Annotated in this window: 12 protein-coding genes; 6 read left to right on the top strand and 6 right to left on the bottom strand. The window is 41.6% G+C overall.

The features are described 5' to 3' along the window. The first annotated feature begins 45 nt into the window (after positions 1-45). Both J7I42_RS10310 and J7I42_RS10305 read left to right on the top strand, forming a co-directional pair. The gene (locus J7I42_RS10310) at positions 46-255 is read left to right on the top strand and encodes a hypothetical protein (RefSeq protein ID WP_209138694.1); all 210 of its coding nucleotides are present in this window, start codon (positions 46-48) and stop codon (positions 253-255) included. Positions 256-278: 23 nt separating this feature from the next. Beyond that, entirely contained in the window at positions 279-1,094 is an 816-nt protein-coding gene (locus tag J7I42_RS10305) for a universal stress protein (protein WP_209138693.1), read from the top strand. A gap of 17 nt (positions 1,095-1,111) precedes the next feature. Here the strand turns inward: J7I42_RS10305 and J7I42_RS10300 are convergent, their stop codons facing one another. The 3 genes from J7I42_RS10300 to J7I42_RS10290 form a co-directional block, all read right to left on the bottom strand. Next, complete coding sequence (locus tag J7I42_RS10300; RefSeq protein WP_209138692.1) at positions 1,112-1,612, bottom strand: hypothetical protein; 501 nt, start codon at positions 1,610-1,612, stop codon at positions 1,112-1,114. Positions 1,613-1,770: 158 nt separating this feature from the next. Continuing rightward, positions 1,771-2,478: a LytR/AlgR family response regulator transcription factor gene (locus J7I42_RS10295; RefSeq protein ID WP_209138691.1), complete on the bottom strand. Its 708-nt coding sequence runs from the start codon at positions 2,476-2,478 to the stop codon at positions 1,771-1,773. Beyond that, positions 2,465-3,523: a sensor histidine kinase gene (locus J7I42_RS10290; protein WP_209138690.1), complete on the bottom strand. Its 1,059-nt coding sequence runs from the start codon at positions 3,521-3,523 to the stop codon at positions 2,465-2,467. The genes J7I42_RS10295 and J7I42_RS10290 overlap by 14 nt, the downstream gene beginning before the upstream one ends. Positions 3,524-3,901: 378 nt before the next feature. Here J7I42_RS10290 and J7I42_RS10285 point away from each other — a divergent pair, with 378 nt between their 5' ends. The 4 genes from J7I42_RS10285 to J7I42_RS10270 all read left to right on the top strand — a co-directional run bounded on the left by J7I42_RS10285 (position 3,902) and on the right by J7I42_RS10270 (position 9,239). Continuing rightward, the gene (locus J7I42_RS10285) at positions 3,902-5,374 is read left to right on the top strand and encodes an aminotransferase-like domain-containing protein (RefSeq protein WP_209138689.1); all 1,473 of its coding nucleotides are present in this window, start codon (positions 3,902-3,904) and stop codon (positions 5,372-5,374) included. A gap of 213 nt (positions 5,375-5,587) precedes the next feature. Next, complete coding sequence (locus tag J7I42_RS10280; RefSeq protein WP_209138688.1) at positions 5,588-6,037, top strand: hypothetical protein; 450 nt, start codon at positions 5,588-5,590, stop codon at positions 6,035-6,037. A gap of 154 nt (positions 6,038-6,191) precedes the next feature. Next, complete coding sequence (locus J7I42_RS10275; protein WP_209138687.1) at positions 6,192-7,643, top strand: M48 family metalloprotease; 1,452 nt, start codon at positions 6,192-6,194, stop codon at positions 7,641-7,643. A 33-nt stretch (positions 7,644-7,676) separates the two neighbouring features. After that, positions 7,677-9,239, top strand: a complete 1,563-nt coding sequence (locus J7I42_RS10270; protein ID WP_209138686.1) for a hypothetical protein — start codon at positions 7,677-7,679, stop codon at positions 9,237-9,239. A gap of 70 nt (positions 9,240-9,309) precedes the next feature. On the opposite strand, the gene J7I42_RS10265 is transcribed toward J7I42_RS10270, so the two are convergent. Genes J7I42_RS10265 through J7I42_RS10255 form a run of 3 tightly spaced genes read right to left on the bottom strand, consistent with a single transcriptional unit; the run spans position 9,310 to position 12,579 of the window. Next, the gene (locus tag J7I42_RS10265) at positions 9,310-9,693 is read right to left on the bottom strand and encodes a hypothetical protein (RefSeq protein ID WP_209138685.1); all 384 of its coding nucleotides are present in this window, start codon (positions 9,691-9,693) and stop codon (positions 9,310-9,312) included. Between the two features lie 9 nt (positions 9,694-9,702). Continuing rightward, positions 9,703-11,112: an NADH-quinone oxidoreductase subunit N gene (locus J7I42_RS10260; protein ID WP_209138684.1), complete on the bottom strand. Its 1,410-nt coding sequence runs from the start codon at positions 11,110-11,112 to the stop codon at positions 9,703-9,705. Positions 11,113-11,118: 6 nt separating this feature from the next. Then, positions 11,119-12,579 carry a complex I subunit 4 family protein gene (locus J7I42_RS10255; RefSeq protein ID WP_209138683.1) on the bottom strand — a complete coding sequence of 487 codons (1,461 nt, stop codon included), beginning with the start codon at positions 12,577-12,579 and terminating at the stop codon, positions 11,119-11,121. Between the last annotated feature and the right edge of the window lie 5 nt (positions 12,580-12,584).

The raw sequence follows: 12,584 nt of genomic DNA, 5'->3' as shown, positions 1-12,584 counted from the left end.
ACCATAATTATCCGGTAATAAATTGCCTGGGAAAGAAATGGCGCAATGAAAATAAAACGATCAGTATATGTATTTCTGCTCGCGTTTATTATGATACTGGGTGTTGTAAGCAGTTTCCTTTTTAAACAAACCGTTGATTATAAATGGGAAAACAGGGAATTGATCTTACAAAACGATTCGTTGAGAGGAGTGGTTATTGAACTTACCCGTTTGATCGATACCACCAAAACAGCCGCCATACCCCGGAAAAAATAATTGTTCACAATACGGCCTCAATAATGACAAATATTCTTATCCCGACCGACTATAGTGAGGCATCCTTTAATGCACTGGAAACGGCGATTATTATTGCAAAAAGAAATAATGCGTCATTAATATTATTAAATATCGATGATGCAGGATATCTACCAGAGGACACCTATACAATTAAAAATGCCAACCAGATTGGTCATGCTATTGCCGATAATATAAAGCAACGGCATGGCATTCCTACTACGGTCATTTTTAAAGAAGGCTTTATTGGGCCTACTATTGTAAGACTGGCATTCGATATAAAACCTGATCTTATTGTGATGGGGGCGTATGGCGCATCAGGGCACCGGGACCTTTTTATTGGATCCAATTCTTATTTCACTATTAAAAATGCCAGCTGTCCGGTATTGATTGTACCGGAAGGTAAACGATGGCACGATTTCAACAAGGTGCTCTTTCCAATAAGGCCAACGTTCGGTGCTTTTAAAAAATACCAGTTCATCAGTGATCTGGTAACCAAGATACATCCAGGCAGCAACTTCGAACTATTCGGCATCTCCATCGACAGTAAAGAGCAAGACCTGAAACAGGTGACTGAAATAGCCAATGAACTGAAAAAAGGCTGGAAACAATCTGTGCAATATGAGGTCAGTTACAGTAATGGAAAACATATTGGGGAAGAAGTACTGGACAAAGCCGATAAATCCAAAGCAGACCTTATTGTTATCTCTTCTACTGTAGATGTGGCCACCAAACAATCTTTTATTGGTCCTTTCTCGCAACGGATCATCAACCATGCACGCATACCCGTGCTTTGCGTTTTTAGAACGCCTGATAATTAAAGCACCTTACTGGAATTTTATCTATTCCGATAATATTTCCGGGCAAAATAAGCAACCGGTAACCCGATAGCCACGATCAGGATCCCGGTTGCCATCATGGCTTTATCTAAATGAAAGGTAATGGGTGGGACCTTTGTAAAACGCAGTACCACCATATTCATGGCTATAAAGATAAATATGCCATATATAATTGCTGTAAGCACTATATTCTTTGAGAAGAACTTTATAGAAGGATATATTATAAAGAACAAGGTCGTAAAGCTATAAGCGATAATATAATGAAACAGTAGGCCCAACAACGGCATCAGCCAACCGCCTGAAAAGGCAACCTTCCCAAAGGCTCCGCTTGCTATATATTGTAATACGATTATCGGGGTTGTTCCGCGCATAAGATAGGCTTGCAAACAGGCAGACATAATATCCAGGCTTCCGGCCAGTAATCCTACCCAGGCAATTGTTTTCACCAGGGAATTTGATGTAGGTAATGGCTGTTCTGCAACGGTTTGAACGGTTGTCATTTGGGCAGTTGTTGGTTTGGAGCTTAAATTAGCGAAATAGCCCCTTGCGAAGTTGTTTATTCAATGAAATGCAGCTTGCAACCTACGAATAGCAGTTTCAGGTTGCAAGTTCCAGATTTCTCCCGCAATAAAGGCTTTCATGTTTCACGTTTGCCGTTTCACGTATCCAACACAGCCATTACAACCTCCTTATAGCTTCTTCCTATCGGGATCTGCTCTCCGTTAATCTCTATATCAGTAGCAGAAAATGCCTCTATTTTATTTTTGGCTACCAGGAACGAACGATGTACCCGCAGAAAACCGTTCTTTGCCAGCATCTCTTCAATTTGCCCTAACTGAAATTTGGTGAGAATGGATTTCTCCTTTGTTGTAATGCGAATGTATTCTTTGAGGCTTTCAATAAAAAGAATTTCGTCAATATAGATTTTCACCCGCTTTTTGCTAACGTTAAAAAACAGGGCCGCTCTTTCGGAACCTGTCGTGGTTGAAGCAGGCAACGCCTCCATGATCTCCCGTTCTTTCAACTTATTAACGGCCATTAAAAACCGGCTGAACTCGATCGGTTTTAACAGGTAGTCTACCACATTGAACTCATAGCCCTGCAACGCATATTCCTGGTAGGCAGTAGTGATAATGATCTGTGGTGGCTTTTTAAGAGCTTTAATAAAATCCAGTCCTTTTAATTTTGGCAGGTGAATATCCAGGAACACCAGGTCTATCTTTTCTTTTTGCAACAGGTCCATAGCATACAATGCGTCGGTGCAGGTCCCTTTATATTGAAGAAAAGGAACCTGATCAATATAGTCTTTTATCACTTCCGCCGCCAGAGGCTCATCTTCGACAATTATACAGTTATACCTGTGCATAGCTGGTTAAATTTATATACAACCGTACTGAAAAAATATGCGGTTCATTTTGTATTTGCAGGTCATATTCCCGGTACATTAGTTCCAGTTGCCGCCGAACGTTGTACAACCCGATATTATCTTTTATGTCTTCCGTAGTATGATTTTCTTTTGTGTTCTCGATATTAAAGGTAAGCTGTCCCTCCTGTACTTGTACCTGAATGCGGATAAAAGAATCGAACCGGCTTTCACTGGCCCCATGTTTGAACGCATTTTCAACAAATGGCAGTAACAGCAAGGGGGCTATTTGTTGCGTAGGTTCATCAATATCGCGTTGAAAGTGAATAGTGAGTCGTTCATACCGCATTTTTTCCAGTGCTATGTAATCATCCAGTATTTTAAGTTCATCGGCCACCTTAATGAAATCACTTTTTGATTCATATAACATAAAACGCAACAGCTTCGATAACCGCATCACCACTTCCGCCGTATGTTCCGACCGCTTACGGGCCAGCGCATAAATATTATTCAATGTATTGAATAAAAAATGTGGGTTGGTTTGATGACGCAGGAACTTGAGCTCGGCTTCCAGCTTTTCTTTGATGAGGTTTTTTTCACGTTCGCGGGCCGCCAGTTGAATACGCAGTAATTTTAAAGTAATGGCAACCCCTGAAACAAATCCGATATCCATAACCGCCAGTAGCACACTGAGCAGGTGAAACAATGGCCTGTCCTTTAACATGCCTGAATAAATGACCGGGTTAATGCAATACACAAAAATCAGCCGGTATAATATAATGGTGACTATAATGGCGCCCGTTACCTGTAAGATGGTCCAGAAAAGTTTTCTGGTGCCTTTTACAATTTCAGGAATGGCGATGTATAATATATAATAAGTAAATATCAATTTGGGAACCCAGGCGGCAATGGCGGCTTTAAACGCCATCCAGAATTGCACATTTTCCGGAATGTTCTTTAAAGCGGGCCCTACCCAAACAATTTCCAGCACGGTATCCTGCAGCAGATATATAAGCCAGAAGGCACTATGCAATAGCACTCTTTTCATAGTACCATAAAAATCGGGAAAAGCAGGGGAATTTAGTAAAAAGCCTATGAATAACGGGTTGCGAGGGATGAAATACAGTTACCTGCGACCTGCTACCCGGCCGGCATTACCGGTAACCGGAAACTGGCCGTCGGGAACACTTCCTTTTGGATCTAACAGCCTTGTAATAACCAATATACCAACATAAAAACGACAATAGTACCCAAACACCCTCCTCCCCATTTCCAGGCGGCATATCCGGCAATTAATCCTCTGAGCCAATCACGCATAGTAAAATATATTATAGAGACTATCCGTTAAAAAATCGTGCCATGGGTTGTGGCGACACAATAAATGGACTATCTTAGTAGTCAATTTCAACCAACCAGGTAGTCCACTATGCTTCCATGGAAAACGATCATACAATTTCAAAAGGATTGTGACACACCAGTTTACCTGCAAATAGCCAACTCTGTTATACAGGAAATGAGAAAAGGCCGTGTTGGCCCCGGAATAAAATTACCCGGCACCCGCCAAATGGCTGAAATACTGGAAGTACATAGAAAAACGATCGTGCGGGCCTATGAAGAACTCGACGCACAGGGTTGGATTGAAATGCATCCTTCAAAAGGGACATTCACCAGTAATGAGTTACCGGAAACAAACGCCCGGCGTCTGACGGCCAATCAAAAACGCAATGCTTTTCCTACCACTACCGGCTATTCGGTTAAAGTAAACAACGTGCTGCGTTCGCCGGTACCACCCATGCGGCATCTAATGGGTTTTCATGATGGACCCGATATGCGTTTGATCCCTTCCGATGAATTGGGCCGGGCTTATAAAAGCGTTTTATCGCGGCATACCTACCTGAAGTTCATGTCGTATGTGGAAACAGCAGGCGTGCAAAAATTCAGATCTGTTTTATCGGAATACCTGAATACCAGCAGGGGCCTGCAAACAACATTTGAAAACATTTTGGTAACCAGGGGTAGCCAGATGGCCCTTTATCTGCTGTCGCTTGTTTTGTTCTCAAAAGGTGATACGGTAATTGTAGGTGATACCAATTATTATTATGCCGACCATGTTTTCCTGATGGCCGGTACGCAGCTTGCACGGGTAAAAGTAGACGATTATGGCATAGATGTGGACGCTATTGAAAAATTGTGTCGTCGTAAAAAGATCAAAGCCCTGTTCATTACCTCACACCACCACTACCCTACCACAGTAACCCTGTCGGCCGCACGCCGCATTAAATTATTATCGCTGGCTGAGAAATATGGTTTTATCATTATTGAAGATGATTACGATTACGATTTTCATTATTTAAGCAGCCCCTTACTACCGTTGGTTAGTGCCGATACCAAAGGAATGGTTGTATATATTGGAACACTTAGTAAAACGGTGGCACCGGCTATCCGTACCGGATATATAGTAGCGCCTGAAAACCTGATACTGGAACTGGCCCGCGTTCGGCAGATTGTAGATTGCCAGGGCGACCCTATTATGGAATTGGCGTTGATTGAAATGTTTGAAGAAGGACATATTAAACGGCACATGAAAAAAGCAGTGCTTGCCTATCACAAGCGGCGGGATCTATTATGTGGCCTGTTAAAAAATTCATTATCAGATATTATAGATTTTAAAATGCCCGACGGCGGCCTTGCTATCTGGGCAAAATTCCATAAATCAGTTCCACTTCCGCCCTTTGCCGAAAAGTTAAAAGCAAAAGGACTCATTCTTTCAAATGGTTTGATCCATAATACCTCAACTGCATCTATTATGAATGCCACCCGCATGGGCTTTGGCTGGATGAATGAAGAAGAAATAGAACAGGCCGTTGACCTGTTGGTCAAAACCATCCGCTCAAAATAATTTTACGGTTCCTCGTTATTGTGCCGATTTATACAATTTTCTGTTGATCGATTGTATCAACTTTGTCCTCATGTTTATCTAGTGGGATAACACAAAAATAATTTACTGTTGCCCCATTGAACCGGACTACCTGGAATATAAAAACCGGACACCCAAATAGTCCGAATACTTTTTACTTTTACGTCCGATTATTTAAGTTTAAAAGTTTTAGCCATGAAAAAGTTACTATTCATTTTCGCATCTCTGTTTCTTAGTTTTAGTTTACTTGCACGTGATCCAGACGAAAATCTGATCAAAACGTTCTCTACCAGTTTTCCAAAAGCTGAACAGGTTCATTGGTATGAAATGCCAAAAGCCTGGGTAGTTAATTTCGTTGCAGATGGTGTTCGTTCGCGTATTGTGTACCTGAAAGACGGTAGAATAACTGAATTTACCCGGTACTATTTTGAACAGGACTTACCATTCCTGATCCGTTCAAAAGTAAAAGAAGCGTATCCTAATAAGAACATCTTTGGGGTTGTAGAAGTTTCTATCATAACGGAAACCGGCGCTTCCAGACTTGAATATTTTGTAAAGCTGGAAGATACAAAAGGCTGGATGACCGTTAAATCTGATAATGACGGAAACCTGACCACCGAAGAAAAATATAAAAAGGCGCAATAAGAAGCAAGGAAATCAGTTTTAACTAAGTGAAAGGCAGAAAGGGTGAACTATCCCTTTCTGCTTTTTTTTTTAACAGTCGTTAGTAAAAAAAACAGAATATCTTTTTTTAATTAGTAAATTTACGTAACATAGGAATCGTAAAAAATCGTATCCAATGCCCTGCTTTAAACCCTTAAAAACAGTTTTGCTTGCTCTTATTTCATTGCCGGCAATTTCCCAAACCCAATCATTGTACAACTTCCAGGATCTTTCGCATGTATATTACAAAAAACTAAAAGACTCGTTATCGAAAGCCTGGGAATGCCCTGCTCTGTACAAAGAAAAAAAGACCCAGAAAAAATACAAGGAAATATGGGACGACCGCACCGGCTTCCTTACGAGCGCAATTGACGGAAATAACTTTATACATGACGGCGAAGTTTATAATTATATCGATGGTATCATCACCCAGTTGGTACAGGCCAATAAACAATCGATACCAGAAAAGCCCCTATTGCTGATCGACAGAAGTTCTTCGGTCAATGCTTATGCCGTTGGAAAAAATGTGATCGTTGTTAACCTGGGGATCATTGCCTATTCCCAATCCAGGGAAGAATTGTCATTGGTGATCGCCCATGAACTTTCACATAACATTATGTCGCACCCAGACAATGCCATGAAACAACGGGCTGAATGGCTGACCTCCGAAGAATATGAAAAGAATTTGAATGCGGTGCTCGATTCAAAATATGAAAGGCTATCACGATTAAGGAAAGTACTCGAAAACTATTCTTTCAGCAGAAGCAAACACCAGCGTTACCATGAAAGCGATGCCGATTCAATGGCAATTATCCTGTTGAAAAAAAGCAATATCCCATTCAATGCGCAGTTCTTTCTACGCCTCGATAGCTCAGATATTATTTACCAGCAACATTTAAAGACCCCGGTTAAAAACTATTTCACGACTTATACCCTTTCTTTTGAAGACAGCTGGACAAAAAAACGGTCTAAAGGCCTTTCAACAAGATCTTATAATTTTACAGATACATCAGGCGTGGAAGACTCTTTAAAAACCCACCCGGATTGTGTAGAACGCTATAATAAAACCCGTAGCCTTACCACCAGCAACGCTACCTATACCAGCATTCCCGCAAACATTCACTCTAAGGCCCAGAAAATGCTTATCTGGAACATGTATTCAAACATGAGCCTTACACCTTGTTTATTTCGCATCCTGCTTGAAAAAGATAAAGGGAATACCGACGAATGGTACGACTTTATGCTTTATAATATCATTACCGGCCTGTACTATTCCGATCGGGAAATGCACCGGTTCAATGCCATTGGAGTAGTACAAAAGGAATATATCTCAAAAGATTATTACGAGCTGCAAACGCTGCTGGAGCAAATTCCACGTGAGCAGTTGGAACAATACTGCAAAACTTTACAGGCTGCAGGCTTCTGGAAAAATATGCCGGCCAGCGAAAAAGCAATGAAAAACCTGATGTCTACCCTGGCGCTGGACCCCGATAATTCAGATAAAAACAAGGCCAGAGCTGCCAAAGAATTTACCTCCGGCAATGAGAACAGTATGTACTGCGAATTTGCTCAAATGTTTTCTAAATAATCAAATACTCAAATAACCCTTATACAATCAACAATGAAAAAAGCCCTATCAGCATTCCTGCTGCTATTAACCATGAGTTATGCTCATGCGCAGAAAAAAGTTTTTCAGGAAGTTGGCGAAGACATTCAATCCCAGGTAAAACCTATTTATCAGGATAACTCCTTAGTAGGTTACCTGGTTTTTACCCAGTTGGAGAAAGCAAGCGCCGACTCGTTCAACTATAAGATCACCATCATGGACGAAAACCTGAACGATATTGGTGTTGTCAAATTCAGGGAAAATAAACTTTTTCTTTATGGAGTGAGCTTTGAACAAGACGTATTATGCCTGGCCTATTTTAAGTCAAACTTCTTTTACTATGAATATAACAGCAGAAAAGAATACAAACAGGCTCTGGATAAGGAAAAGTCTTCGATCTTTACGCAGTTTTTGAGCCTGGATGGTAAAATAGTAAAATCAAATGCTATACCTGTAAAAGTGACCAATTCGGTTTATTCAGGTAAGGTTGCCAGCAAAACCTTTATCGGCAGTGGCAGCCTGAAACAACATGTACATCTTCGTAACATTCCCGGAAAAGGATTCGCTTTATTGTTTGGCGATGAAAATAAAAACAGCCTCGTTGCCTATAACATAGCAGGTAATCAATTATGGCAAAAAACAATTAAGACCGACTATAATTTGAGTCTTATGAACCTGTTAACATCCGGACAGTACATTTATGCACTAATTGGGAATACCGCATCCTCAGGCGCCGATGAAGTATTCGGTTATCATGCCTCAGATTCTACTTATAATTTTAAATACACTTTAAAAGATAAGAAAGGCAACATTTTACTTATAAAAGGTATAGGGAATGACCCTGTTACCGGAAATCTATTTATAAGCGGTAACATCAGGGATGACTCTAAACATTATAGTTTTACCACTCCCAAGGATTTTGCAAAAGGCGTAGTTGCTGGTGTATATACTTTAAATTTTAACGGCCCTAAGAAAAGTGATGTAGCTGAGGTTTACTCCTACTGGAATGATGGATCTCAATCGCAGTTTAATAAAAGGGGCAGGAACCTGGATAATGACACCTATACCCATTACACAGGCGCCTTTAAAGATTATCAGGGTAATACCTATTTTTACGGCACCTCATTCATTAAAAGAACCAAAGTGGGTTCTATAGTTGGTACCGTTCTTACAATCCCGTTGCTTGTTCCTCCTATCTGGATTGCTAATTTTGGTTATACAAAAGTAAAAATACAACCCACCACATTGTTAAAACAAAATGCAAAAGGCGCTTTATCTGTCGACAATACTGTGGATGGAGATCATGGCGGATTTTATTCTACAAGATTTGGGTGGACTTTCGACACAAGAAACTATTATTATGCAGCTGATCCGGAGAAAAAAAATACGCACATTATCATAAATGATAAGTATAATATTTTCATTTATAGCATGAATGCAAAGAAAGTGATTCGTACCATACCAAAGAAGGACGGAAATAACTTCACCTATGTATTCCCCGCGAAAGAAGGCCATGTCATGGTATCTGAATACAATAAAAAAGCAAAATCCACTACAGTGTCTATTGAGTCACTTTAATAAATCATTGTAAATTTTAAAGCCCTCCCGACAAGTTGGGAGGGCTTTTTTATTTACGTAATTGATATAGTTACTTCTTTGTGAAGTAGGGTATATTATCCCGACTAACGGTTTCCTTTTGATGCCAGTAAGCCAGCGTTACCACCTGGCCACTCCGCGTTTTTAATGATCGCCCAAAGATGGCATTGGTAGCATTGAAGGTAACATCGGTTACGCCAATGGTAAAAGAAGCAGGCGGTGGTGGTGGTGTAACTTCAGCAGTCGCTTCCCCATTAGCTGCGGCTGCAGGGGCAGCGGTCTTTGGTGGCGGCGATGCCACTACTATCACGGTATATTTATTAAACTCCAATAATGGTTTTATAAAATCAACCCGTGCTTGCGAAGCATTCTTCTCCACAATGGCGCATTTAACGCCATCCAGGTCTTCAAACTCATGATTTTTATTTATAGCCATACAGGAAGTTTACAATCTATAAGTCAACGCATAAATATAGTCATATAAATAACCGGCCAAACCGGTTACAATAATACCGGCCACACAAATGATCATTGCCAGCCTGGGATAGGCAGGGATGCTTAACTTTTCAATTGGCTGCTCATTGGCATCCATAAAGATCGCCTTCACAATGCGCAGGTAATAATAAAAGGAAATGATCATGTTCAACGCTGCAATGACAATCAAAACATAATTGCCTTTTCCGGCGCCTGATAACAATAGGAAAAACTTCCCAAAGAACCCGGCCGTAGGTGGTACTCCCGCCAGTGAAAACAACGCAATCGTCAACACCCACGATAGAACTGGATTGGTTTTATAAAATCCTTTATAATCGCTTACCTGCTCCCGGCCCGTTACAGCACTTACCAATGCCACCACACCAAAGGCAGCCAGGTTACTGAATACATACACCAACACAAAATATACCACCGATGTAATGGCATAATTAGGACTGCCGGTTATACCTACCAGAATAAAACCAATTTGCGCAATGGAAGAAAATGCCAGAAATCGTTTGAAATTATTTTGTCTGATGGCAAACAGGTTGCCGATCAAAATGGTTAACACCGATAACACAAACAACATATTATACCAGGTGTCAGTAAGCGATCTGAATACGCTATTCAAAACGGCGACAAACACAAATAAAACCGATCCCTTTGAAATGACGGATAACCAGGAGGTAACCGCTACCGGGGCACCCTCATACACATCGGCCGTCCATAAATGAAAAGGAACTACCGAGATCTTAAAGGCAAAACCAGCCAGCAATAATACAAAGGCAAATATTTGCAACGGTGCGCCGGTTATCTGCAAAGACAACTCGGAAAACGATAAGGTACCGGTGGCCCCATACACCAGAGAGATGCCAAACAATAACAATCCTGATGCAAACGCCGATGATATAATAAACTTCATGGCAGCTTCTGATGACTTTTTCTTTGCCAGATCAAAATTGGCCATGGCTGCCATCGGTATGCTCGACAACTCCAACCCCACATAAAACATCAACAGGTTGCCGGCCGAGATCATAAAGAACATGCCCAACAGGGTACACAACAGTAAAATATAAAACTCGGACACATGGTCATGCCTTTTCAACCAGTCGGCCGATTGCAGCGAAACGATCAGGGTACCAAGGCTCAAAATATTCTTCTCCAGTACTATCAATGGATTGGTAAGGAACATTCCATCGAACAATGTGCCCGATTGGCTGCCCACAAACCCCGCCACCAGGTTCAACAGAAGTAACCCGTTTGTAAGGTTTATGAAGCTTTCATTGGACATATCGGTCCCAATCTTCAGCAGCAACAGGATAAAGATGATCACCGTAATGACCAGTTCCTGTTTCATGAGTATAAAGAAGTCAGTCAGCATAGTTATTTAATGATTGATCAACACGGTTAACCAAAAAGGCGCCATACCAATAGCAACAATGCCAATGATCAAAATGGCTGCTGCGGCTTTTTCATTCCAGTCAGCATCGGTCAGCGTAATAGTTGCACCGCCTTCGACCTGTAATGGCCCCATGATCACTTTCCCCATAGCTCGTAATATATAAACAGCGGTCACTACAATGGAGGCGCAGGCTAGTATAGTTGCCAGCCGGTACCAGGCATCTGCTTTTTCCCAGGCGCCCATCAACACGGTAACCTCGGCTGCAAACCCGCTAAGACCTGGCAATCCCAATGAACACAAACCGGCAATCACAAAAACCGTTGTGATAAAGGGCATTACTTTTAATAGTCCGCCCAATTGCGCTACCTGTCGCGTATGGGTCCTGTTATACAGCATACCAATGGCAGCAAAGAAAAGGGCCGTCATTAACCCATGCGAAACCATTTGCATAACCGCGCCCATCATGGCTGTTTTTGTCAACATGCCAATGCCCAGTAAAACAAACCCGCAATGGCTAACCGAGGAGTAAGCATTGATGTATTTCAGATCAGTTTGCATCATGGTGGCGAAGGCGCCATATATTATGGCGATAGTAGCCAACAAAATAATGATCCACGAATAGTACTGTGCCGCATCAGGCATTATTTGAGCTACCCGTAAACAACCATAGCCCCCCAGCTTCATGGAAATACCAGCCAGGAACATCGACGCAGCGGTAGGGGCAGAAGAATGTCCGTCGGGCACCCAGGTATGAAAGGGAAACAAGGCGGTAAAAATACCAAAGCCTATAAAAGCAAATGGAAAGAACAATTTTTGCACAGCTTCCGGAATATGCAATTGTGCTAGTTGAATCAGATCGAAGGTATGAGCGCCATCAACTGTTTGCGTATTATAATAAACGCCGGCCAATCCTACAAACACCAGGGCACTGCCCCCCATCAGCATCAATGCCAGTTTCATGGCGCTGTATTCTTTTTTACCACTGCCCCAGATACCGATCAACAGGAATTTGGGAATAACGGCCACTTCCAGGAAGAAGAATAAGGTGAACAGATCGAGAGAAATGAAAAAGCCATATGCACCCAGGCTTAACAACACCAGCAGAAAGAAAAACTCTTTATTTAGTTTTTCCATCGACCAGGAAACCAGGATCCCTGCCACTGTTACAAAAGCCGTTAGCAGGATCATGGCAATGGATATTCCATCTACCCCAATATGGTAATGAATATTCAACTGCGCAAACCAAACATGGTCTTCCACAAACAACATGGCATCGGTATTGCCTGCAGCCCGTTGTTGCCAATAATAAAAAAACAATATCAACACGCCAATCAATTGCACCACCGCGCCGCTTAACGCCACCAGACGCACTGGTTTCAAGCCCTTACAAAGTAATAATGCAATGGCAGTTATGAGTGGCAGGAGGATTAGTATTGATAATGACATTTATA

Source organism: Niastella soli, from assembly GCF_017742245.1.
Lineage (GTDB): Bacteria > Bacteroidota > Bacteroidia > Chitinophagales > Chitinophagaceae > Niastella > Niastella soli.
Note: the sequence above shows the minus strand (reverse complement) of the source record. Positions and strands in the feature narration are given on the sequence as shown.